Raw genomic sequence first — 25,101 nt, forward strand, 5'->3', positions numbered from 1 at the left:
TCTTGCCGCTCTTTGATTTACGTCATGCTGTAGCGCAGCAGGTCTGCGTACAATGATGCTCATTTCAGCGTTTAGGAAGCGATCATGAGCAGCGTACTAGAGTCTCAACTAGAAGAGCGACTAACGGCGGAAGCTGCTGTACGGCGGCTGGTATTTTTGCAGGCGGTGCACGCCTTAGATACCGACTTGGCTGACCGACTTAAAGATTTGTCGCCGGATGAATGGGCCGATTACTCTGCCTTAAACGCCTGGCCGCAGTTACAGCCACACATTAAACAGCTGCAACAAGTCGATGCCGCGCTGTGCCAGCAGCAGTTGGGGTTATACGGTTTATGCAGCGATTGTGAGGTAGAGCTTAGCCGTGAACAATTATACCAAGACCCTTGTCGCCAGCGCTGCAGCCTCTGCCACAGTAAGCACTTGAATAGCCAACAAGGCAGTTGGAAGCTCTGATAGCAGCGCCGGGCGCCCAGCTAAACCAAAACCGTGCCTAATACCATTCTAAGTAAATAAATGATTTACATGAGATTTAGATAAAAGAACAACACACTTAACCACCGTCATACTGGGCCTACCCCGGTATCTTTCTGCAGCAAGATCCTGACTTTCGTCAGGATGACGAGGTGAACTGTTAGTTTTCCCGATTGGTATAAGTCCTCTTTAATCTTCGCCCTTTACGCATCAGCCTTATTTTAGGCAACAAAAAGCCGGCTTGCGCCGGCTTTTTATGCTTCTTAATTTAGCTAGGGCTAAACCTTAGAAGTTATATTGAATACCAACGCCGTAACGGTCATCACGGTTGAAGTCATCGCTGTTAATTTCATATTCAGTATACAATTTAGCTTTGGCTGTCAGGTCATACTGAACACCTAAAGTTATTGCATCAATAGTGTCAACCTTACCGGAAACACCTGATACTTCAGCTTCTTCTTTAGAATACTGAGCCAACATAGTCCAAGCGTCTACATTGTAAGTACCGGTCAATTCGTAACCTTTAGTCTCAACTTTAACTGTATCATCTTTAGCTTCTTGCTCAGTATAAGCTGCTGCAATATAGAAACCATCAATAACGTAATTAACGCCAAGAATCCAAGCATCAAAATCAACGTCACCGTTACCCGCAACACCAGGAGTTAAAATGGTTACTTGACCTAAATTCGTTTGAATATTTTGAGATGTTGCAGCAACAGAGCCATCACCGAAGTTCTGCTGCTCATAGGCGGCGCCGAAACCTAGGCCCATTGGCAGAGTGTAACTTGCTGCTAAAGACCACTGATTTTTCTTACCTGTATTACCATCCACTTTATCATCATCGGCAAAAGCGTAAGCAGCACGCAGGTCAACACCGTTATTGGCGTAAGCCACTCGGATTTGGTCATCAACTTTATCATCGATACCAAAACCACTAATATTATAATCTTCAGCTACTTTAACAATAGTACCGTAAGTAGCACGAGCACCAAACACGTTAAAGATATCGTGGTCGTATACAACCAATGCATACGGGTCTTGGCTGCGACCGAAGGTCAGGTCTGTGGTGTCCATGAAACGGAAACCAGCCCAAGCGTAACGAGTATTTAGATTATCAGAGCCGGTAGCATCATCCGCTTCAGCAACAACCTGATACTCCAACTTACCAATCAGGTCAACGTCTTGATTGAGATTATATTTAGCGTTGATACCTAAACGGGCTTCGCCTTCGCCACCAAAGTTATTGGCCTTAACGCCGTCTTGAAACTTCATTGCACCAGCTTCGTACTGAATACGACCGTAGATATCAACCTGATCGCCTTCGTTAGAGTAAATAGTCACTGCGCTTGCAGAGGTTGCGAACAGCGCAGGAATCATCAGAGCTAAAATTGTTTTTTTCATGTTTTTATATGCCTACTGTAGTTAAACACTAAAGTCTTTATTTTTCTGTGTGTTAGCGACGCACTGCGTTACTAGTTCGAGCAGCGTACCACCACTATTTTTAGCTTGCAACAAATCTGAGGGAACTTTTTATGACAAAAGTACTCGTCTAATAACAAACTGTGAGCCGCAACACTCTTTTACCTTTACTCACGTTGCCGCTGGCATCACAGCCAACCTGAACTATAGTCAGCCTCTATTTCATTGATGTTAATTTGAGATGATACATTCATTACCGCGAATACTTACGATGGTGGCCTGTGTCAGCTGTGCAGGCTAGCGATAATGGATAGCTTTTATTGATGTGTGTTAGCTACCTGCTTTATCTGATTAGTAGCCGGTATTCGCTCTCGTCATTTAATGCTCGGCGTCCGTGCTATAATCCCTGCCAGCTATGTTATTGATCCCCGCCTTGGCCATTTACCTTATAAGCTACTCTGATGCCTAATTCCACAGTTACCGTTCCCAATAAATCCACTGGTGATTATCAATCTCTAGTGCGCGATAATTATCGGCGCTTAAGCAAAGCTTTGCCCAATTTTAAGCCGCGGCGTGAGCAAAATTACTTGGTCGCGGAGATGAGCAAGGTACTCTCGGGCCGCTATGATGCGGCGCGGCGTATTTTAGTGGCAGAGGCCGGGACCGGTATCGGTAAGTCACTCGCCTATTTACAGGCGGGTATCCCGTGGGCACGGATGCAGCAAAAAAAGTTGGTGATATCCACCGCTACCTTGGCGCTGCAAGAGCAATTGATTGAAAAAGACTTGCCGCTGTTTCACCCGCATTGTAAACCCAGCTTTAAGTTTGCCTTGGCCAAAGGCCGCGCTCGCTATTGTTGTGCACGGCGTTTATCGGACTTGAGCGCGGGGGCGGCGCAAACGCAAATGTTTGACCCTGGCTCGTTTGAGCAAGTGTTAGCCGATAATCATTTATTGGCTCACGCCCCCTTAACCGAGAGCCAGCAAAGCCAATTGGCCAAGATGTGGCAGGCCTACAGTGATGGCAGCTGGGCAGGCGATAAAGACAGTTGGCCAACCCCAATAGAAAGTGCGCTTTGGCAGCAAATACAGGCCGAGCGTCATAGCTGCCAGCCCATGCTCGGCCATCAAACTTGCCCCTTTCATAAAGCGCGAGCTGAACTTGAACAAGCAGATGTAATAGTGGTGAACCATGCACTGCTATTGGCAGATTTGAGCATGGGCGGCGGCATAGTGCTGCCCGAGCCTGAACAATGCCTCTATATACTGGATGAAGCCCATCATATTGCCAGCGTGGCACGGGATCAGGGCTCGGCACGGTTGGCGTTGCGCCAGCTTAGGCGATCGCTGGAGCAATTTAATAAGTGGCACGGTAAGTTAAATGACTTGCTCGGTAGTGATGGCCAAAGCGCTATCGCTAAACTGCAACACGGCTTGGCTCAGCTGATCCCCAGCCTTAATGAGTTGTATCGCCAACTAGTTTCGGCATTGCAACGGCGTGACCTTACTCCCGATGATCAAGGCTGTTTGCGTTTTACTACCGGCGACTTGCCCTGCGGCTTAGATGAGCCTTTAACGCGCTTAAAAGAAGACAGTCAAATTTTTTGCCGCGCGCTAGCACCTATTAGCAGTCAATTGGCTGAGCAATTAAAAATCAACCCCAGTCAAAGCGCGGCCATTGAAGCAGCACTGGCCATGATCAGTCTGCAATTATTACAAGCTGAACAATTGCGTGATGGCAGCGCCTTGCTCCTTAAACCTACCCTTGAGAAGCAAACTCCGCCGGCACGTTGGTTAGAGCTAGATGCGAAAGACAAGCAAGAAGTGGTGTTATGCGTCACGCCACTGGCGGTAGGGCACTTATTAGAGCAGTGGTGTTGGTCACGCGCGAGCGCCGTGATCATGGTGTCCGCCACGCTCACCGCGCTTAATGACTTTGGCTATTTTCGCCGCAGTGTGGGGTTGCGAGCGGATGATGGCAGCCATTATTTACGGCTTAATTCGCCTTTTGATTATCCACGCTCACGCCTGATTATTCCGCATCTAGCCTGCGAGCCCAGCAGTGAGCAGTTTGATGCCCTGCTTGCCGAACAAATTCCGCTGTGGTTGGCGGATCAAAACGCCAGTTTAGTGCTGTTTTCTTCGTATCGACAAATGAACCAAGCGGCTACGGCGCTGCGGGCTCAAGGCCAGTCAATATTGGTGCAAGGCGAAGCCAGTCGCCAAGCCTTATTGCATTTGCACAGAGAAAAATGTGATGGCCAGCAGCCTAGCGTGCTGTTTGGTACCGGCAGCTTTGCTGAGGGGCTGGATTTGCCGGGCCATTATTTAACGAATTTGATTATTACTAAGCTACCCTTTGCGGTGCCCACCTCACCGGTAGAAGAAGCCATGGCGGAGTGGATCACCCAATCCGGTGGTAATGCGTTTATGCAATTAGCGCTACCGGAAGCCTCTCGTAAACTCATTCAGGCCTGTGGCCGTTTACTGCGCAGTGAGACCGACGAGGGGCGTATCGTATTATTAGATAAGCGCTTGGTCAGCAAACGCTACGGCCCCGCCCTATTGCAAGCCCTACCACCCTTTACTATTTTAAAGCAGTGAATAGATAAGGGTGAAGATGACGAAGGTGTGGTCTTTGCGAGCGCAGCGCGGCAATCCATTCTGCACGCCTACACAGGGCCCAAGCATGGATTGCCGCGTCGTTACACTCCTCGCAATGACGAGGTCTGGGTCTTTTGTATATAGATATTGTCATAATTTTGCGGTTAACTTGGTGTAACCTCAAATACTTAGCATCTTATTTTGTGCATAATGCGGTTACTTAACGAATAACATACTCACGGCTTAGGAGCCTAATTTGATGAATACACGCTTAACTCTTGCCGCCCTTGCGCTGGCCGGTCTGTCTTTTGGCGCTCAAGCCGCTTCGTTGAACGTTGATAAACCTTATCAATTATTGCTGGTAGACGGTGAGAAGACCAAGCACAGCGTGCTGAACTCAGTGCACTCCGCAGAAGTGGGTGCCGGCAAGCATCAATTTGTGCTGGAGTATGTGGAAGATTATTCGACTAAACAGAACATTCAGGTAATGGAAGGTGACCCCGTTATTATTAACGTCGATACCCCAGCCGATGCCGAGCTAACGCTCGAATACAAAAAACCGATTAATTATCAGCAGGCGCGGGAGTTTTTACGTGATCAAGCCTCACAAATTTCTGTGGTTGATAAGCGCACCGGTCAGCCGGTAGCGGCGGAGATTTACACCATATACCGTCCTGCAGGCTTGGATTTAACTCGTGGTATTCAAGATTCTTTAAGAGAAAATAATCAGGCCTTTAGTGGCCGCACCGACGCCGCCATCGCAGCAGCAGAAGCTAAATTTGGCGCAGCTCCGGTAGATGCAGACTCTCTTGAAATGTTAAAGCACTGGTGGAATACCGCAGATAAAGACACCCAGCGTGCCTTTCAAATTTGGGCTATTCAGCAGCAGTAAGCGCTTAAACTAAAAGCTAGAATTAAAAGCAAAAAACCGAGCTATGGCTCGGTTTTTTATACCAATCGTATTAATTATTTGATCAGCCTGACAGCTGGATTTAATGTGATTGTTTTTTGTAGTGTGCCCACCTTGTTGGTAGGAAAAGAGTATCGGTACGGTTTGGGTTTTGTTATTAAAACCATCCTGCTTCGCAGGACCACCGAAGTCATCTTCACTGAAGATACGGGTGGACTACAACACACGCTTTTTGTAGAAGCCTGCTTTAGTTAGCTATGCAATGGGGTTTTTATGTCGATCTTAAATAGAGCGATTCTTTAGTGTGTTTGGTATTAGTTTATATATCGCACATACCCTGTACAAAACTCCGTGCTTCTCATAGTAAAGGCTCGGGGTAAAAAGTTTTAGGATTTGGTGCTCTAACGTCAACAAATTAAGCCTTCGGCGCAATGCGAGAACAAGTGTTCGCCTACAAAGGCTAAACCCAAACACCAAACCCAACCCTAGGCTTTCTACTTGCTGCTCACACTCTGACTAAAACGACGAACCTGGTTGTTTGAGGAAGGCTTTTTCTTCTTCAGTCGACGCTCGGCCCAGTATCGCATTACGGTGTGGGTAACGGCCGAAGCGTTGGATAATCTTTCGATGCGCCGTTTGATACTTTAAGCTGCTTACCGCGCCTACTAGTTCGTTGTTACTACCCTGACTTGGATCCGCATTTTTGGTAAACAGCACTTGTGCTACTTCGTGGATCTTAGCCGACTCGCTATGCATAAACGGCATATATAAAAATACCCGCTGCTGTGGGCTAAGCGCTTGCTCAGCACCGGCGGTAATGGCCTGTTGCGCCAAAATTAAAGCCATGCCATCGGCGGCAAAAGCTTGGGGTTTATCCCGATAAATATTTCGTGAGAATTGATCCAGAACGATAATTTCGGCTAATCGCCCTTCTGACGTGTCGCGCCATTCAAACAGCTCACCCGCCACAGCAGCTGCATGCACCTCGCCAAATCGGCTAGTAATCTTTTTATCTAGCGACTTATTTTTTTGCCACCACTGAGCAGGCTTCAGCTCTTCAAACCAAAATGTTAGTACCGAATCAAGCATAACGATTCCCCTTCAGGTTGGCCGGCAGCCACCAGTTAAGATCAAACCCTTATTTGCCACGATTCTTTGCTACGAGTAACACAGAAGAGCTCGGATAAGACCAAAAAATAAAGTCTTAACACGAGATCCTGAATCAAGTTCAGGAAGACGGCTTAAAGACAGACATGCTCTGGGTCGTCTTAACGGGCTCATTCAGGCATCTCGCATTTATGCTCTATGGCTTAAAACACCCAGTGGGCTACTAGGGCAATCACCGGTAGCGTGACCAAAGTGCGCAGGATAAAGATCACAAATAACTCTAGCACGTTGACCGGTATCTTACTGCCGAGCAGCAAGGCACCCACTTCGGACATATAAATGAGCTGGGTTACCGATAAGGCGGCAATCACGAAGCGCGTGAGATCGCTCTCAATGGAGCTGGCTAAAATCGCTGGAATAAACATGTCGGCAAAGCCCACCATCACGGTTTGTGAGGCCGCGGCGGCTTCCGGTATTTGTAACCATTCCAACAAAGGTACAAAAGGTAATCCTAACCAGCTAAACAAGGGCGTGGTTTCGGCAATGATTAGCGCTAAGGTGCCAAACGCCATCACTACCGGCAATACGCCGAGCAACATATCCAATGCATTATGCACTCCGGTGCGCGCTACTAATTTTAAGCTCGTCACTTGACTGGCACGGTGTAGCGCCAGTTGATAGCCGTGGCTTAAGCGCGAATAACCTATTGGGGTAACTTCATCAGCAGCAGATCTGGCTTGACCATTAATAAAGGTGTCTTTTTTCCAACACAAGGGTGGCAAGCGCGGCACTATGATTGCCGCCACTATGCCTGCTAAACACACGGCACCGTAAAACGGTAAAAACATGTGCTCAAGCTTAACTTGTGCCAACACCACTAGGCTAAAAGTAATAGATACCGCCGAAAAGGTAGTACCAATAATGGCGGCTTCGCGCTGGGTATAATGATGGCCTTCATACTGTTTGCTGGTGAGCAAGATACCCACGCTGCCATCCCCCAGCCAAGAGGCCATGCAATCTACTGCCGAACGACCGGGCAGGCGGAAAATCGGGCGCATAATACCGGTCAGTAAAGTACCGACAAATTCCAACAGTCCAAAATCCAGCAGCAGGGGCAACAATAAGCCGGCAAAGATAAACACCGAAAACAGCACCGGCAGCAAGTCGTGCAACACCAAGCCACCCGTATCACCGCTATAGAGGATCTCTGGCCCCGTTTGGGTGTAGACCAGTAACACAAAAGCCGCACCAATCAACCGGCTCAGCAACCACACCGGGGTAACGTTAAATAAGGTGTTTAAAAACAAACTTTGCGTCACTACTTTTGGTTTAAATAGCGTCGCCAACAGGGTGAGCATGGCAGATAGGCTGATCAACACTGTCACTATCAACGGCAGCGTATCCGCCAGCGCGGCTTGCAGACTTTTGGCCAATACCGCAATCATGATAGTGAAATCACCTTGATAACTAACAGGCGTCATAAACAGCAACACCCCCAGCAGCGAAGGCAGCACAAACATCCATAAATTGCGGGATTTGCTCTTAGCCGGTGTAGCCAATGTCTTTTCCATGGTGACTCCTGCCAGTGGCACCTAATTGAGTCCGAATAAAGACTCAGGTACTACTTGCATCAATAAAAATAATAAAGCTGAATTATGCACTCTGAAAAGCACGGCAGCATAAAAAACCTTGGAAGTGAATAAATCACCACCAAAGGATAAACTTAATGAATAGTTATTTTACAGCGAAAAAAACTCAAGCTAAAGGTTAAACCGACATTAATCCCTAGCAAGCAAGGAAAAAGACAGCGCTAAGCCAAATCCAACTTAGCCCTCTATAGCTCAGGTTTACTTTTCCGAGTCACAGATGTCATTTGTAGTGTGGTCTTTGCGAGCGCAGCGAAGCAATCCATTCTGCACGCCTGCACAGTACCAAAACATGGATTGCCGCGTCGTTACACTCCTCGCAAGGACGAAGGTGAGGGTCGGTCATTGGAACTCCTCACTATTTCTCACCAACACAAAACACAGCTCATCGAAGAAGCTCAGCTCACCGCTGGCCACTCTGGGGTTAGCTTGGCCCTCTGTTATGCGGCCACGGGTTTCTACGCTGAAGTAAGGAGTAAACAAGGCCAGTACCGCTGGTTCATCAATAGAAAATGGCGGGCCTTGCTGCTGTTCCGGCGCATAATGTACCGTGACTAACAATAAGCTGGCGCCAGGTTTAAGTAGGCGTGCTAACAGTTCGACATATTGCGCTCGCATCTCTTTGGGCAAGGCAATTAAGGCCGCCCTGTCGTAGGCGGCATCAAACTGTTGCTCTAGCTGTTGCGCCTGAAACTTATCTATCTGAAAAAAGTCACCCTGATAAATGTGTAATTGCTCAGCTTGCCAGCATTGGTAAGGGCCGGCGGCGCTTTGGGTGGGAGTCAAACTCGCCTCAGCAAAAAAATCCGCTACCGCCAAAGGCGATAACTCAAAGCCGCTCACGCTATAGCCCTGCTCAGCAAGCCATAACATATCTTTGCTTTTGCCGCATAAGGGCACCAGCACTTGGCTGTGTTTGGCCAGCTTAAGCGTTGGCCAAACCTGAGTAAGTTGTGCATTCACCTGCTCACGATGAAAACCAATACGTGCGGTTTGCCAGCGCTGATGCCAAAATTCTGCGTCCATAATATGCAGCTCTACTCCGTAATAAATAACTGCAGACTAGTACAGCGCCTGCCTGCTTATCGAGCTTAGGCAAGCGGTCAGATAATCGGCTTAAATTGATTGCTGACGGCATCATAGTGATAGCCGATCTGATTCATACTCGAAATTAGCCAGTTAGTATTCAAATCATAACGTGAGATAAGTGTGGTGAGGCTGTCACATTCTAAGCGCAATTTTTCATTTAAAATGCTGAGTACCATGTGGCTATCCATGGTCTCCAGTACTGATTTATCCATGTTTTAACTCTCCTTCTCTGTATAAAAAGTCACATAAGCGGCGCGGATCGTCGTGATTGATCACCGTAGCGATATGTAATCTTTGCCCTGTACTCAACCCACAGCTTGCACCTCAACACTGTAAATTTAAACAGTGTTTGCTTGATCTCTGACGAAAGGATCTTTACTGTATGTATATACAGTAGTTAATCACAGGGAACACACATTGCTATGGCCACTTTACTGCTATCTCGTCCAAAGCCTTGTCCAACTAAGACTTGCTCAATTACGGATTGGGGATCACTTGCTATGACCACTCAAATGCAAACTCCTCAAGTCAGCATCAACCACTGGAGCCCTGTGCAACAAGCTCGTTTACTGATTAATTTAGCGCTGATCAGTCATGATAATAAGGGCTGGATTTTACTCGCTAACGCCCCCGCCCCTTTATCTCGCCAAGCCTTAATCAATGCAGGCATCAACCCAGCTCGCGTGATTGAGGCCAAGCAAGCCTCGGCGCAATTAATAGAGCAAGCCATGAACAGCAGCAATATTGCCGCCGTGGTGTGCTGGAAAGGATCTCAAGTAATAAGCAGTACGTTAAGCTTATATAAGCCGCATCCAACAACAAATGAAAGCATCAAGCATTAACAGATAGCTAGAAGCTAGCAGAATGCTGCTAAAGAAAATAAAGGGGGGGTTCTTAAGAACACAGCGCTGGAGGCTTAAGCGCTGTGGGTATGCATAAGTTATCTTTTTCTTGCGGCTTATAGTTTAAAGCTTACGGCTATGTTTTAAGCGATTTCCCGACACACCAAGTCCATCATCATGCGGATATGGGCAGGGTTATCGTTGAGTGCGGGAATATAATGATATTGCTCGCCGCCTGCCTCCATGAAGTACTCCTTGTTTTCACAGGAGATCTCTTCCAGTGTTTCTAAGCAGTCCGCAGAGAATGCCGGACAAATAACACTGATATTTTTAATACCCTCGCTCGGTAATTTCGCCATTACTTCATCTGTGTAAGGCTGTAGCCATTCTTCACGGCCAAAACGCGACTGAAAAGTGGTGCGCCACTGATGAGGCGCCAGTCCCAGCTCGGCAGCAAGCAATTCAGAAGTGCGGTGACACTGTTGGCCATACGGGTCGCCTTGGTCTTCAAAGCGCTTTGGAATGCCGTGATACGACAGCAGTAATAACTCCGTTTGGCCGTGTTCTTGCCAGCTGGCACGCACCGACTCCGCCAAGGCATGAATATAGCCGTGGTTATCGTGATAATCACGAATAAAGCGAAATGCCGGCAAACGACGTTCTTTTTTCATCAATCTTGCCCAGGTATCAAATACCGAAGCTGAGGTACTCACTGAATACTGGGGATACAGCGGCAGTATAATGACTCTATCTACGCCCGCCGCTTTGAGCTCTTGCCAAGCGGTATTAATAGAAGGCTCACCATAGCTCATGCCCAGCGCCACCGGCATATCGATACCCGCATCTTGCAACATCTGGCTCAGTGCTACTTGCTGGCGACGACTGATCACCATTAACGGCGACCCTTCTTCCATCCAAACGGACGCATACAGTTTGGCAACTTTTGGGGAGCGAAACGGCAAAATAACACCGTGCAAGATGGGACACCAGAGCATACGTGGTAAGTCGACAACGCGCTTATCATGCAAAAATTGCGCAAGAAAGGTACGAACTGCTTTAGCTGTAGGTGCCGTGGGCGTACCCAGGTTAACCAGTAAAACACCTGTTTTCACTTTGTTACCCATTATTTGTAAAATACGTGAGAAAGGAATACATCGAGGATTTCGAGTTAGGAGCCGGCTTAAACGACTGTTTTTTACATTTAATCTACGCAAAAACCATAAAAAAGCCGAGTGCAAATCGCACTCGGCTTTGAGGGCCAATTAAGAAAGAATGTTGGCCAGCTCTTTACCGATAACATCCACCGACTGAGTACCGTCGATAGCGTTATATTGGGTCTCGCCAGCAGCCGCGGCTTTCTGATAATAAGCAACCAATGGCTCGGTTTGTTCGTGGTAAATGCTTAAGCGTTTACGCACTGTGCTTTCTTCATCGTCTACCCGAATGCTTAATTCTTCACCGGTCACGTCGTCTTTGCCTTCCACCTTGGGTGGGTTGTAGACCAAGTGGTACACCCGACCCGAACCTGAGTGGACGCGACGACCGCTCATGCGCTTAACGATTTCTTCGTCTGGCACGGCAAATTCCAGCACGTTATCAATGGTTACGCCTGCTTCCTTCATGGCATCTGCCTGAGGAATAGTGCGCGGAAAACCATCGAGCAAAAAACCTTTAGCACAGTCATCTTGCGCGATACGTTCTTTAACTAACCCAATAATGAGATCATCAGACACCAATTGGCCTTGATCCATCACTTCTTTCGCTTTTAAACCAAGCGGAGTGCCAGCTTTAATGGCCGCACGCAGCATGTCACCGGTGGAGATTTGTGGAATCCCGAACTTCTCCATGATGAACTGAGCCTGCGTTCCTTTGCCCGCGCCGGGAGCACCCAACAAAACGATGCGCATAACAGCGTCCTCTTCTCGATTAGTTATTTTCAAAATTTGGGTCACAATTGTGTCACGACACCGCCATCGGGACAAGTAACAGCACCCTTAACTTAGACTTATTGATGAGAAATCAGCGCCTAGCGCCTAGCACCCAGCTAAATATACGGCTTTAGACACTTAAGATTTCTTTGCCACGCTTCTTTGTTACGAGAGTCACGGAAGAACACGGAAAAATTAAGCTGAGATAAGATCGACGAGTGATAAAAGCTTATTTATTGGTAAGAGCTAAAACAAGGCTTCAAACCGTCAGCTGTAAGCAATCAGCTAAAGGCAGATCGCCCTTAGTCTTACCAATGGAATTACTTTCAGTGGTCTTAGTACTAATAGATCAAAAAACCCGGCGCTGGGCCGGGTTTTGTTATTCACGAGTGAAGGCTAAATTTAAGCGGTTTAACCTAACAACAGACGGTTAACGCGAGCGACGAAGGCGGCGGGGTCTTTCAAACCGCCTTGCTCGGCCAGTTGTGCTTGTTCTAGCAGCAGCTGTGACCATTCGTTGAACTGCTCGCCGGCTTCCAGTGTTTCTAACTTCTTCACCAGCGTATGCTCAGGGTTAAGCTCCAGAATGTACTTTTGCTCTGGCACCGCTTGGCCAGCTGAACGCATCAGCTTGATCATTTGGGTGCTCATGTCGTGCTCACCGGCTACCACACAAGACGGGGTGTTGGTTAAACGATGTGTTAAGCGCACTTCTTTAATGTCTTCACCCAGCGCGGCTTTTACGCGCTCTAGCAAAGGAGCCAAGGCTTCTTTGGCTTCTTCTTGGGCTTTTTTAGTTTCTTCGTCATCCAGATCGCCTAAGTCCAGCTCACCTTTGGTGACCGACTCAAACTGCTTGCCGTCAAACTCATTGAGGTGACTCATCAGCCACTCGTCAACACGCTCCCACATCAGCAACACTTCTATGCCTTTCTTGCGGAAAATTTCTAAGTGCGGGCTGTGGTTGGCTGCGGCAAAGCTGTCGGCGGTAATGTAGTAAATCTTATCTTGGCCTTCTGGCATGCGTGCCACATAGTCGGCTAACGATACAGTTTGTGCATCAGAGTCGTTGTGAGTGCTGGCAAAGCGCAGCAAACCGGCGATTTGCTCGCGGTTGCTGTAGTCTTCTGCTGGGCCTTCTTTAAGTACGTTACCGAACTCAGACCAGAAACCTTGATACTTCTCGGCGTCGTCTTTAGCGATTTTTTCCAGCATCGACAATACGCGCTTACTGCACGCTTTGCGCAGTTGCGCGGTGATCTTGTTGTCTTGCAAAATTTCACGAGACACGTTCAACGGTAAGTCGTTGGTATCCAGCACACCTTTCACAAAACGTAAGTATGTTGGCATAAACTGTTCCGCATCATCCATGATGAATACGCGCTGTACATACAGTTTTAAGCCGTGGCTTTGCTCGCGGTTATACATATCAAACGGCGCTTTGGCCGGTACGTACAACAGGCTGGTGTATTCTTGATTGCCTTCAACCTTGTTGTGGCTCCAGCTCAACGCATCTTGCCAATCGTGGGAGATATGCTTGTAAAACTCTTGGTATTCTTCGTCGCTGACGTCATTTTTAGAGCGGGTCCACAGTGCGGTGGCTTTGTTGACTTGCTCCCACTCGCCCTCAGTCGCGGCGGCAGTGACAGTGCCGTCTTCGGCGGTTTGCTCAGCTTCGCCTTCTTTCCACATTTCCACGGCCACACTGATGTGATCCGAGTATTTACCGATAATGCTGCGCAGGCGCCAGTCGTCTAAAAACTCCAACTCGGCGTCACGCAGATGCAAGACCACGTCGGTACCGCGACCAGGCTTTATCACCTCGGCTACGGTAAAGCTACCATCACCGTCAGACTCCCACTGCACGCCTTGCTCTGCAGGTTGGCCCGCTGCACGGCTTAATACGGTTACTTTGTCGGCCACGATAAAGGCGGAATAAAAGCCCACACCAAACTGACCAATCAGCTGGGAGTCTTTGGCTTGATCGCCAGACAGCTGACCAAAGAAAGCCTTGGTACCAGACTTAGCAATGGTACCCAAATGGTCGATAATTTCTTCGCGGTTCATACCGATACCATTATCAGAAATGGTCAGCGTTTTCTTTTCTTGGTCAAGAATCAACCGAACTCTTAGCTCACCGTCATTTTCGTACAACTCACCATGAGACAAAGCTTTAAAGCGCAACTTGTCGGCGGCGTCGGCGGCGTTGGATACCAACTCGCGCAAGAAGACTTCTTTATTGGAATACAGGCTATGGGCCATCAGGTTGAGTAGTTGTTTAACTTCAGTTTGAAAACCATGAGTTTCGGTTTGCACAGCTTCTGACATCTAGATGTTCCTCGCTTAAGTGTTAATGCGTAAGGGTTTGGCTTATAGCTAAAAGATGGGGGTGGTGCGGAGGATTTCAAGGGGGAGATAAAAAAGTAAAGCGCCGAGCTAGCAACAAAACTCTAGAGCTAAAGCTATTTTTGCCACGAAATTTTTAGTGTTTGTAGTAGTCTGTCTGTCCTGAGCTGTTCGATTACGCTATCCCTATACGGCAAAAAAGCGCCGAGTTTGGAGCTCGGCGCTGGATGTTAATCTTTAGCTTGGTGCTGGGTGCTCGGCGCTGTGCTAATAATAACTCTTGCCCTCTGCCGCCATGCGCAGCAAAGGCTCGCAGGGCGTAAAGCGCGCGCCGTATTTGCGCACGTATTCTTGCATTTTATCTATCACGGCTTGAATACCGAGCTGATGCATATAAAAGAAGGGCCCGCCGGTAAAAGGCGGATAACCAATGCCAAAGATGGCACCAATATCGCCGTCGCGGGCCGAGGCAATCACGCCTTCATCCAGCGCCAGCGCCGCTTCGTTAAGCATCAGTAACACGCAACGCTCGGCTAACTCTTGAGCCGGTAATTGGCTGAGCGGTTTAATTTTTAGCAATTTATAGACGCTTTCATCCACCGGCTTGTGCTTCTTAGCACGTTTTTTCGCTTCATAGCGATAAAAACCACGGCCATTTTTCTTACCCTTACGGTTATCTTCCAGCAGTTTGTTAAAGGCCTCGGGCGCCACAAAACGCTCACCCAGTTCACGGGCTAAAATAGGCGAAATTTTGGCGGCCACATCTATGCCCACTTCATCCAGCAAGGTCATGGGCCCGACCGGAAAGCCATAGTCGACTAAGGCGCGGTCAATAGCATCCACCGGCTCGCCGCCCAGCAACAGCCGCGCCGCTTCATTTAAGTAAGGCGCTAAAATGCGGTTCACATAAAAGCCGGCTTTGTCTTGTACCACGATCGGCGTTTTACCCTGTGCTCTGGCCAGTTTCAGCGCCGTGGCCACCGCCGTAGCACTGGTACCCGCATGGGGAATTATCTCGGCCAAGGGCATTTTATCGACGGGACTAAAATAGTGCAGCCCTAGTATTTGCTCGGGCCTTAGCGCACCTTCAGCAATTTGGTGAATTGGTAAAGAAGAGGTGTTGGTGGCAAATACGGTACTTGGCGCGCAGTGCGCTTCGACCTCTGCCACCATCTGGCGCTTTACCTCTAAATCTTCAAACACCGCTTCTACTACCACCTCCACCCGTTCAAAACCGCTGTAATTAAGGGTGCCAGTGATACGGCCTAATTGTTGATGCATCTCGGGAGCGCGCAGATGCTTCTTGCGCACTTTGGTCGCTAATAAGCGGTGTGCACTCTGCATGGCCTGATTAATGCCGTGATGAGAAATGTCTTTAATGCGCACCGGCAACTCGGCTTTGGTGGCGGTAACAAAGGCAATGCCGCCGCCCATTAAACCGCCGCCCAGCACGCCGATGTGGCTAAGCGAGTTGGGCTCGGCACCTTGCCAGTGGGTTTCTTTTTTCATGTCGGTAGTGGCAAAGAAGAGCTGGCGCAGTGCTGCTGACTCTGGGCTCAGCACTAATTCGCCAAAGGCTTGTGCTTCGGCGGCTAAGCCCGACTCCCTGCCCTGCTCTAGCCCCACTTTTACGACCTCAAGTAACTTAAATGGCGCGGGATAATGGCCCCCTGTTTTCGCCTTAACGGTACTTTGTGCCTTATCAAACACCAGTTTTCGGCCAACAGCATTGCCCTCTAGCGCCCACTGACTGAGCTTAGCTTTACTGTTACCTGCTTTGCCGTTACCCGCCCTGCTTTTAGACGTCGTACTTTTACGTGGTATGCTTTTACGTGGCATGCTTTTACGTGCCAAGGCGATGGCAGTATCAAGCAAGATGCTCACCGGCACCATATCATCCACTAAGCCGCATTTAAGCGCTTGTTTGGCCCGCAGTTGTTTACCGGTCAACATCATGTCCAGCGCCGTGGTTAAGCCCACCAGCTGTGGCAAACGCTGAGTGCCGCCAGAGCCCGGTATTAAGCCTAACTGCACTTCCGGTAACCCAAGGCGAGTTTTAGCGTCGTCACTGCACACGCGACCATGGCAAGCCAGCGCCAGCTCTAGGCCGCCGCCTAAGCAGGCACCGTGGATGGCGGCAATAATGGGTAAGTCTAAGGCGGCGAGTTCATTAAACACATTTTGTCCTGCCTCAGACAGCTCCTTGGCTTGTTCCACACTGCTGCAGGCGGCCAGCATATTAACGTCGGCACCGGCAATAAAAGAGTCCGGTTTACCGGAGCGCAACACCAAGCCTTTGATTTGGCGGTTTTCGGCAATCTCTGCCAAAAGGGCACGAATATCGTCCACAAAGCTTTCGCGCAGCGTGTTCATGCGCTGGCCAGGTACGTCCAGCGTAATAATGCCGATATCGTCTTGCAGCTGCAGGCTAAAGGCAGACTGACTTGCGTTATCAATATTAACTTGATCAAGTGCGGGATCAGGTTGAACTTGGTTCATTACATCATTCATTGAGCGGCCTCCAATACCATGGCTACGCCTAGGCCACCGGCCGCGCACGCTGTGGTTAACGCTAAACCGCCACCACGGCGATTAAGCTCAGTCAAAGTTTGCGTGATCATACGCGCGCCCGTGGCGGCAAAGGGATGGCCATAAGCCAAAGAGCCACCCAGTACGTTAAATTTCGTTATATCGACCTCACCAATGGCGTGGCTACGATTCAGATGTTGCTCGGCAAATTGCTGACTGGCGAACATTTTTAAATTAGCCAAGGTTTGTGCGGCAAAGGCTTCATGCATATCGATTAAATCCATGTCCGCTAACGTACAGCCGGCTTTATCGAGCGCCAGCGGCGTGGCATAGCTTGGCCCAAGTAGCATGTCGTGTTGCACACTAATGGCCGAATAAGCATAACTGCGTAAATAGCCTAATGGCTTAAGGCCTAACTCTTTGGCGCGGCTTTCGGTCATCATCAAAATGGCGGCTGCACCATCAGTGAGTGGCGTACTAGTAGCGGCGGTAACGGTGCCGTGACGCCGGTCAAACGCGGGTTTCAATTTGCCATAATCAGCTAATTTAGAATCAGTACGAATATTGTTATCTTGCTCAAAGGCGGCTTTAAAAGGCGGCACATAGGTGGCCATCACTTGATCGCTCAGTCGACCTTCTTGCCAAGCTTGAGTGGCTAATTGATGAGAGCGATGGGCCAATTCATCTTGTGCTTCACGGCTAATACCATGGCTTTTAGCCATTTGCTCTGCGGTTTGACCCATGGTTAACCCAGTAGAATATTCGGCGATGGCCGGTGGCTCAGGGGCTAAGTCGGCAAATTTTAGGCGTCGCACTATGGCAAATTTAGCGCTAAAGGTTTTGGCCTTACTCAAGTCCAGTAACGCCTCAGCTAATCGCGCCGACACCCCAATTGGTAACACTGAAGTGGAGTCAGCGCCGCCGGCTATGCCCACTTGAATTTGGCCGGCCAACATCGACTCAGCCATGCTCGACACCGCTTGAAAGCTAGTGGCACAGGCGCGAGTGACGCTGTAAGCATCTGTACTAACGGGCAAGGTACTGGCCAGCACAATTTCTCGGGCAATATTGGGCGCTTTGGGCATTTGTACTACCTGACCAAACACCAGTTGCTGCACCTCAGAGGCAGGCATGGCGGTGCGGGCCAACAATTCATTGACCACCATGGTGCCCAGCTCCAGGGCGGGAATACCGCGAAAGGCACTCGCTTGACGGGCAAAGGGCGTTCTTAATCCCGACACAATGGCGATCCGATCGCCCTTGTGGGTCGTTAATGGGTTTGTCGCCGACATGCAGGCTCCTTGTTGAGCGTTAATAATGAAACTGATGCCCTACTTAATACGGGGCAGTGAAACGACACGCATCTTGTTTACTCACCTTATGGACTAATCCTAGGCACTAACATGAGTTACTAACATGAGGTACTAACATTAGTTACTAACCTTAAGTTACTAACATTAGCGGCTAACAGTGCTTGCTAACACTCGTTAGCCACATTGATTACTAACAAGATTAGATAACGGCTGCCGTATGATGGGCATCATATAAATAACAGGTCTGACCTCAAGCCATGCTAACAAAGAAAATAGCGCGGGAAAACCAGCCAGACACTCCTTGCGTCACATATTATTAACAATACAAGGCTCTACGCTGACTTGCTGTTCAAGAGCCATATAAGTCTGATCCGTACTGAGATGCGCGGCCTTTATATACTCGCATGGAACTTTAAGTATGCGTAAACTCAAGCAGCCAACCTATTTCAACGGTGAGTAAATGATTTCTTTATTTGGGCGAAAGCGGACTGGGCCTGACTCGGTCTCTAACACTATGGCCATCAAACAACAGCGCTATGAAACGCTGGTTTATGCGGTGCATGGAGATTTATTTCGCTATGCATTTTGGTTATGTCACGACCGTCAGGTGGCCGAAGACTTAGTGCAAGAAACATTTTTGCGCGCGTGGAAGTCACTGGACAGCTTAAAAGACGACAAAGCAGCCAAAGCATGGCTGATCACTATCTTACGCCGGGAAAATGCCCGTCGTTTTGAGCGTAAACAATTTAACTTGGTGGATCTAGACACAGTTCCGGTACCCGATCAGCAGAGTTTAGGCCTTGAGCAAGCAATGGAAAACGAATGGCTGCGCCGCCACATGAGCGAGTTAGCCGAAGAATACCGCGAGCCTTTGCTGCTGCAGGTGCTGGGTGGTTTTAGTGGTGAAGAAATAGCTGAGATATTAGATTTGAATAAAAATACCGTCATGACCCGCCTCTTTCGTGCCCGTAATAAACTGAAAGATGCGCTCGATAAAGACACGCAAACACGAGGCCAACACAATGGATGAGTTAGAGTTTAGGCGTCGAGCGTATGCCAACCCCAATGACACGAGCGCAGACTTTTCACAGGCTCTGCATAGCTCTGACCGTAATGGCGCGTTAGTCGCGCAACTGCAACAGTTTGATGCCAAGCTCAGCCGTGCGCTGCAAGAGCCGGTGCCCGAACACTTAGCTGCCAGCTTATTGCAGACCGCTCAGTTGCACGCGCAGGCAAGTACACCTCTCGAATCTAAGCAGAGAAGCGCTTTGGGATGGCGTCATTTGGCCGTAGCCGCTTCTATTACCTTTGTGTTAGGGTTTTCGACACGGTTTATCTCTTTTTCTGAGCCCGACACCTCAAACGTAACTAGCATGGGTCAAATGGCCATGGCGCATGTGCATGCGGAGTCACCACTCACCCAAACGGTGAATGAAAACGTCACCCTCACCGCCGTCAATGCTAAGTTGCAGCCTTATGGCACCCAACTACAAAGCTTAAGCGAGGTGGGCCAAGTGTATTACGCCAATCATTGTTTATTTGGTGATGCCTCGGCGGCGCATTTGGTGATTCAGGGTGAGCATCAACGAGTACATGTGTTTGTGCTGCCACCAGATCGCGAGTTAGCCGATGTTAGTCACTTGTCGGATAAACAGTACTTCTCTGATCAACAGTATTTTTCAGATCAACAGTATCATGGCGAAATTCTGTCCACGGCTTTTAATAAACTGGTGGTGGTGAGCGAGAAAAACGAAAACCTCGATGCCATGGCCCGTAAAATTCAAGCTTCATTAAACAGGCAGATTTAAACCGCGCTAACAAGGCAGTGCTATTTAGCAAAACTGAATAGCGCTGCTGTTACCAGCCCGCGAGGACGATGCTATTATTTTTGTGGGTCGATAATTACTCAATTTGCGCCGCTAATCAGCTTATAAAACCAGAGCGATTAAAAAATAAACGGACAATTATGCTATTGCGGCATAAGGTTAGAGTAATCGAGAGTTATTCGACTTTATGGGGTAAGATCTTGTTTAGCGAGTCTATTTGACTGGCGACCTCTTACCTTTTCATGGAAGCGAACACGCTGTTCGGAACCACAGGAATACGCTATGACCATAGAATATCCCATTATAATTACCTTCGTCGGTTATTTAGTCCTCACCATGCTGATTGGTGTTATCGCCTATCGCGCCACCCGCTCACTCAGTGATTATATTTTGGGTGGCCGCCGTTTAGGCCCAGGTGTGGCCGCCTTAAGTGTCGGTGCGTCCGACATGAGTGGCTGGTTACTATTAGGCCTACCCGGTGCCGTTTACTTATCCGGTATTAGCCAAGCATGGATTGGCATTGGCTTAGTGATTGGCGCTTGGCTTAATTGGCTCTTTGTTGCCAAGCGGTTGCGCGTGTACACCGAGCAAGCCAATGACTCACTGACCATCCCAGACTTTTTAGAGAATAGACTGGCGGATCATAGCGGTTTAATCCGTGTGGTTTCTGCCATCACTATTTTGGTGTTCTTTATTTTTTACACCGCCTCCGGTCTAGTGGGCGGCGCTATTTTATTTGAAAAAGTATTTGGTCTGCCTTACGTCACCGCCTTGCTGCTGGGTGGTGGCGTTATCATGGCGTACACCTTTATGGGTGGATTTTTGGCCGTGTCTTGGACAGATTTCTTCCAAGGCATCTTAATGCTATTGGCCTTAATCATTTTACCGTGGGCGGTAATGAACGAGCTGGGTGGCATCGATCAAACCTTAAGCACGCTCAAGGAGATGGACAGCACTAAGTTAGACTTCTTCCACGACTTCTCCTTGCTCGGCGGATTAAGCTTACTGGCGTGGGGCTTAGGCTACTTTGGCCAACCGCATATCTTGGCCCGCTTTATGGCCATAGACTCGCCCGCATCCGTGCCACTGTCGCGACGTATTGCCATGAGCTGGATGATATTATCGCTGATAGGTGCCGTGGGTGTAGGCCTTGCAGGGGCGGTATATTTTGCAGGCGTGCCGCTTGAGAACGCAGAAACTGTGTTCTTGGCGTTGTCTCAAGCGGTATTTAATCCTTGGGTCGCAGGCTTTTTGATTGCCGCTATTTTGTCCGCCATCATGAGTACCATAGACTCACAATTGCTGGTGTGTTCATCGGCCATTACCGAGGACTTTTATAAGCGCTGGTTGCGCCCCCATGCCCAAGATAATGAATTAGTGTGGGTGGGTCGATTTGCTGTAGTGGCGGTGGCGCTCTTTGCCATGTTTATTGCACTTAATCCTAAATCGTCGGTACTAGATTTAGTCAGTTATGCATGGGCAGGCTTTGGTGCCGCCTTTGGCCCGGTCATTATCTTGAGTCTGTATTGGTCGCGGCTCACCCGTAATGGCGCCTTAGCAGGGATTGTGTTGGGCGCCTTAACGGTGATTGGCTGGAAGCAGCTCACCGGTGGCCCGCTGGGCATTTTTGACTTATATGAAATTGTGCCCGGTTTTGTGATTGCCACTTTGGCTTGTATCTTTATCAGCCGCTTAGGCACACCGCCCAGTCAAAAAGTGGTATTAGGTTTTAGACGCATGGAATCTGAGCTTTAAGTGGTGCTCGAACTCTAATCCAAATGGCGTTCGAAGCTTAAATAGCTGCGCCGCCTCACAAAAGGAGCCTAAGGGCTCCTTTTTTTAAACAAACGTTTTACTTCTCGTTAACACTTTCTTATGCTGGATTTTAGTAAAAGTAAGGTAGTGAGTTTTGGTAAAAGTAAAAAAGGATTAAGCGCCAAACGTGCGTTATTAACTAATACCCAAATGATGAGAGAGTCCTTCATGAGCAAACAAATACTCAAGTTGTCCCTTGTTGCTGCAGCCATGGCCATGGCTACAGGGCAAGCTCACTCTGCCGCGTTTCAGCTGGCTGAACAAAACGCCACCGGCTTAGGTCGTGCCTATGCCGGTGAAGGTGCCATTGGCGATAATGCTTCCGTACTCGGACGCAACCCTGCCGCCATGACACTATTTGACCGCCCAGCGCTATCAGCCGGTGCTATATACATTAATCCAGACGTAGATGTTGAGGGTAAGCCCACTCCTGCACAAGCAGGCGGTGCCGCCCTAGCGGGAACGCCGACCTCGTCCCATGATATTGCTGATGATGCGGTAGTGCCCTTCTTTTATTACGTGCAACCGGTAAATGAGCAATGGGCGGTGGGCTTTGGCGCTTTTACCAACTACGGCTTATCAACTAGCTATCAAGATAATCATTATGCAGGCCCTGTGGCGGGCAGCACCTCACTCAAAACCCTGAACTTAAACCCTAATATTGCGTTTAAAGCCAATCAGCATCTGTCACTCGGTGCCGGCTTTAACGCCGTGTATGCGGATGCTGAATTAATTCGTCATGCAGGCCTAGCATCTCTGCAAGTAAATGGACAAACCGCAGGCACTCCTTTTGCTACTTCACTTGCGCCAACCTCTGAGTTTGTCCGCCTGAAAGGCGATGATTGGGGCTATGGCTGGAATATAGGTCTATTGCTGGAAGCGGATGAACATAACCGTTGGGCACTGACCTACCGTTCTAAAGTAGATTTAACTTTAGAGGGCGAATACTCCAGCGCCCTGCCTCAATTGCCCGGCAATCAAGCGTTAGCAGGCTTACCAGTAGGCACCAGCGGAGTCAGCAAACCAGGTAGCTTAGATTTAAGCTTACCCGCCATCGCAGAAGTATCAGGCTTTCACCAAGTACAACCTGATTGGGCATTACATTACGGCATCATGTGGACGGAATGGAGTACCTTTGAAGAGCTGCGCGCTCTGGATAATCAGGGCGGTACTCTGTTTAACAAACCAGAAGGCTTTGAAAACAGCTGGCGCATGAGTATGGGCGCGACTCACCAGCTTAACGACCAATTAACGCTGCGGGGCGGCCTTGCCTACGATAAATCACCAGTGCCAGAAAATGCGCGCTCTATTTCTATCCCAGATGTGGACCGAGTATGGTACACAGTGGGTGCTACCTATGCGTTGAATGAGAGTTTAAGTATGGATGCTTCCTTTGCCTTCTTGGATGGCAAAACAGTGAATGTGCAAGAAAGTGGCTTTGAGTTTGAATCCGGTGGCGACGCCTATCTATTTGGCATGCAAATGAACTATGCATTCTAAGTTCAGACCCTCCAAACTCGCGTATCTTAACGCAATGCGGTTAAGATATACCGGCTAACTGAATAGGCTCATTAAATATAAGGCCTTATTTAAGTTGTTAGCTATCACATAATTAGCGCCCGTAGTGGGCGCTTTTTCATGGCTTTGTTTATCCGAATACAATACTGTATATTTAGTCGGTTATTCTCTTCTTTGGATTTCTTATGCATTGCTTTGTAGCCAGACAAGCTATCTTGGATAGTAGTGGCAATCCGCTGGGATATGAGCTGCTGTTTCGTACTAGCCTCGAAAACCGCTTTCCCGATGTAGATGCCGAGCTGGCTACTCGTAGGTTGATGGCCGAACAATTTTTAAGCCAACAAATTGAAGATTTAGTGGGTAATGCGCTGTGCTTTGTTAACTTTCCCGATGCTTTATTGCGCGAAGGCATAGCCGAGTCTTTTCTTAAACAGCAACTGGTGATTGAAGTATTAGAAACCGCCATCCCCGACGAAGGCTTGCTGAGCAGCATTAAACAACTCAAGAAATTAGGCTTTAAGATCGCCCTTGATGACCATATTCCAAGCAAAAAATGGGATAGCTTCTTACCTTGGGTAGATTTTATCAAGCTCGACTTACGTCAAACCTCAATGCTCGACTGCCAAAATTTCATTCATCGCAATCAAAAATATACTAAGCTACGCTTCATTGCCGAAAAGGTAGAAACTCAACAAGAATTTACGGCCGCTAAAGAAGCAGGTTTTAACTTTTTTCAGGGCTATTACTTTCAGCAGCCACAAGTGATCAGCCGCCGTATTCTCACCACAGATGAAATGACGGCCTTTGAATTGCTGTCAGCCATCAGTGAAGAAGATATCGATTACAATCGGCTCACCGAGCTATTTAGCCGTGATTTGTCACTGTCTTACTATTTGTTGCGTTACGTAAATAGCTTGCACTCTGGTTATCGATTGCAAAATATAGAAAATTTACGCAATGCCATCGTCTTTCTTGGCCATAAGCAACTCAAGCGCTTTACAGCACTGATGATGGCGGCTTACATCAGTAAAAATAAAAACGTCGAGTTGTATCGATTATCTATGATACGCGCCAAATGGTGTGAGCTACTCGCTGAAAAAATCTGCCCTAGCCTACAAGAAGATGCCTTTATTTGTGGGTTATTTTCTTTACTTGACGTGTTGCTAGAGAGACCGATGGCCGATATTTTGCCTCACTTGTCTGTTACCGAACCGGTACGCCAAGCGTTATTAGAGCAAAAAGGTCAATTGGGATTTTTAATGGGCCTGATGCAAGATCATGAACAAGCCAATTGGCCGTTACTGCAACAACGCTTAGACTTTGTGAATGTAAGCGAAAAGGACAGCGGCCTGTTTTATGAAGCTGCGATTAAGTGGAGCAAAATGTTGACTGAACATCACCCCACTTAGCCACACCGGCTAACACCCCACAATAAGATTTTCGTTTTTCATAAGTAATAGCTCATAACTGCTGTGGAATTTTCGGTCAATTTGTCTTAAAAGCTAAAACCTATCGGCCACGGAAGGGACGGACAACTGAAGGAAAAATAGTGATTAGATCTGAAAAATCTTTAAGTAGTAAGGGTCAAACACCCCATCATCAGAGCTCAAGCTCTTACCGTCTCACATATCTTTGACCTTTGGCGCTCGTGAACTGCGTCAGTGCCTTCCGTGTTCTTCCGTGGCAAATAAGATTTTTTCGGTTCCACATCTGTTATAGCGTTCTGCTTAAATACAGTG

At 48.3% G+C, this 25,101-nt stretch carries 19 protein-coding genes; 9 read left to right on the forward strand and 10 right to left on the reverse strand.

Going from position 1 to position 25,101, the window contains the following annotated elements:
- Nucleotides 1-84: 84 nt before the first annotated feature.
- Nucleotides 85-453, forward strand: a complete 369-nt coding sequence (locus CBP31_RS01155) for a transcriptional regulator, TraR/DksA family protein (RefSeq protein ID WP_087034493.1) — start codon at nt 85-87, stop codon at nt 451-453.
- Nucleotides 454-756: 303 nt separating this feature from the next.
- Here CBP31_RS01155 and CBP31_RS01160 read toward each other — a convergent pair whose 3' ends face one another.
- Nucleotides 757-1,872, reverse strand: coding sequence for a porin (locus tag CBP31_RS01160; RefSeq protein WP_087034494.1), 1,116 nt, complete (start codon nt 1,870-1,872; stop codon nt 757-759).
- A gap of 479 nt (nt 1,873-2,351) precedes the next feature.
- Here CBP31_RS01160 and dinG point away from each other — a divergent pair, with 479 nt between their 5' ends.
- Both dinG and CBP31_RS01170 read left to right on the forward strand, forming a co-directional pair.
- Nucleotides 2,352-4,493 carry an ATP-dependent DNA helicase DinG gene (gene dinG, locus CBP31_RS01165; RefSeq protein ID WP_087034495.1) on the forward strand — a complete coding sequence of 714 codons (2,142 nt, stop codon included), beginning with the start codon at nt 2,352-2,354 and terminating at the stop codon, nt 4,491-4,493.
- A 259-nt stretch (nt 4,494-4,752) separates the two neighbouring features.
- On the forward strand, nt 4,753-5,385 hold the full coding sequence (locus CBP31_RS01170) for a YccT family protein (protein ID WP_087034496.1): 633 nt from the start codon (nt 4,753-4,755) through the stop codon (nt 5,383-5,385).
- 534 nt (nt 5,386-5,919) lie between these two features.
- On the opposite strand, the gene CBP31_RS01175 is transcribed toward CBP31_RS01170, so the two are convergent.
- The 4 genes from CBP31_RS01175 to CBP31_RS01190 all read right to left on the reverse strand — a co-directional run bounded on the left by CBP31_RS01175 (nt 5,920) and on the right by CBP31_RS01190 (nt 9,457).
- Nucleotides 5,920-6,492: a DUF924 family protein gene (locus tag CBP31_RS01175; RefSeq protein ID WP_087034497.1), complete on the reverse strand. Its 573-nt coding sequence runs from the start codon at nt 6,490-6,492 to the stop codon at nt 5,920-5,922.
- Nucleotides 6,493-6,713: 221 nt separating this feature from the next.
- A complete protein-coding gene (locus tag CBP31_RS01180; protein WP_087034498.1) occupies nt 6,714-8,081 on the reverse strand; it encodes a YjiH family protein in 1,368 nt (455 codons plus the stop codon).
- A 417-nt stretch (nt 8,082-8,498) separates the two neighbouring features.
- Nucleotides 8,499-9,182 (reverse strand): thiopurine S-methyltransferase, encoded by a 684-nt coding sequence (locus CBP31_RS01185; protein ID WP_087034499.1) that lies wholly within the window; start codon nt 9,180-9,182, stop codon nt 8,499-8,501.
- A gap of 77 nt (nt 9,183-9,259) precedes the next feature.
- A complete protein-coding gene (locus CBP31_RS01190; protein WP_087034500.1) occupies nt 9,260-9,457 on the reverse strand; it encodes a DUF4250 domain-containing protein in 198 nt (65 codons plus the stop codon).
- Nucleotides 9,458-9,745: 288 nt separating this feature from the next.
- On the opposite strand from CBP31_RS01190, the gene CBP31_RS01195 reads away from it, so the two are divergent.
- The gene (locus CBP31_RS01195; RefSeq protein WP_087034501.1) at nt 9,746-10,087 is read left to right on the forward strand and encodes a hypothetical protein; all 342 of its coding nucleotides are present in this window, start codon (nt 9,746-9,748) and stop codon (nt 10,085-10,087) included.
- 143 nt (nt 10,088-10,230) lie between these two features.
- Here CBP31_RS01195 and hemH read toward each other — a convergent pair whose 3' ends face one another.
- The 5 genes from hemH to fadI form a co-directional block, all read right to left on the reverse strand.
- Nucleotides 10,231-11,199, reverse strand: coding sequence for a ferrochelatase (gene hemH / locus CBP31_RS01200; RefSeq protein ID WP_407668778.1), 969 nt, complete (start codon nt 11,197-11,199; stop codon nt 10,231-10,233).
- A 150-nt stretch (nt 11,200-11,349) separates the two neighbouring features.
- A complete protein-coding gene (adk, locus tag CBP31_RS01205) occupies nt 11,350-11,994 on the reverse strand; it encodes an adenylate kinase (RefSeq protein WP_087034503.1) in 645 nt (214 codons plus the stop codon).
- A 432-nt stretch (nt 11,995-12,426) separates the two neighbouring features.
- Nucleotides 12,427-14,343 (reverse strand): molecular chaperone HtpG, encoded by a 1,917-nt coding sequence (gene htpG, locus CBP31_RS01210; RefSeq protein ID WP_087034504.1) that lies wholly within the window; start codon nt 14,341-14,343, stop codon nt 12,427-12,429.
- Nucleotides 14,344-14,628: 285 nt separating this feature from the next.
- Nucleotides 14,629-16,860, reverse strand: a complete 2,232-nt coding sequence (fadJ, locus tag CBP31_RS01215) for a fatty acid oxidation complex subunit alpha FadJ (RefSeq protein ID WP_087038561.1) — start codon at nt 16,858-16,860, stop codon at nt 14,629-14,631.
- An 8-nt stretch (nt 16,861-16,868) separates the two neighbouring features.
- Entirely contained in the window at nt 16,869-18,182 is a 1,314-nt protein-coding gene (fadI, locus tag CBP31_RS01220; RefSeq protein WP_087034505.1) for an acetyl-CoA C-acyltransferase FadI, read from the reverse strand.
- Between the two features lie 535 nt (nt 18,183-18,717).
- Between fadI and CBP31_RS01225 the strand changes: the two genes are divergently transcribed.
- From CBP31_RS01225 to CBP31_RS01245, 5 genes are all read left to right on the forward strand, one after another.
- Complete coding sequence (locus CBP31_RS01225; protein ID WP_265414978.1) at nt 18,718-19,233, forward strand: sigma-70 family RNA polymerase sigma factor; 516 nt, start codon at nt 18,718-18,720, stop codon at nt 19,231-19,233.
- On the forward strand, nt 19,226-20,011 hold the full coding sequence (locus tag CBP31_RS01230) for a DUF3379 family protein (protein WP_087034507.1): 786 nt from the start codon (nt 19,226-19,228) through the stop codon (nt 20,009-20,011). Before CBP31_RS01225 ends, CBP31_RS01230 begins: the two co-directional genes overlap by 8 nt.
- A 300-nt stretch (nt 20,012-20,311) precedes the next feature.
- The gene (gene putP / locus CBP31_RS01235; RefSeq protein WP_087034508.1) at nt 20,312-21,784 is read left to right on the forward strand and encodes a sodium/proline symporter PutP; all 1,473 of its coding nucleotides are present in this window, start codon (nt 20,312-20,314) and stop codon (nt 21,782-21,784) included.
- 228 nt (nt 21,785-22,012) lie between these two features.
- Nucleotides 22,013-23,344, forward strand: coding sequence for an outer membrane protein transport protein (locus CBP31_RS01240; protein ID WP_087038562.1), 1,332 nt, complete (start codon nt 22,013-22,015; stop codon nt 23,342-23,344).
- Nucleotides 23,345-23,547: 203 nt separating this feature from the next.
- Complete coding sequence (locus CBP31_RS01245; protein WP_087034509.1) at nt 23,548-24,771, forward strand: EAL and HDOD domain-containing protein; 1,224 nt, start codon at nt 23,548-23,550, stop codon at nt 24,769-24,771.
- The last annotated feature ends 330 nt before the right edge of the window (nt 24,772-25,101 follow it).

Source organism: Oceanisphaera profunda (assembly GCF_002157895.1).
Classification (GTDB): Bacteria; Pseudomonadota; Gammaproteobacteria; order Enterobacterales; family Aeromonadaceae; genus Oceanimonas; species Oceanimonas profunda.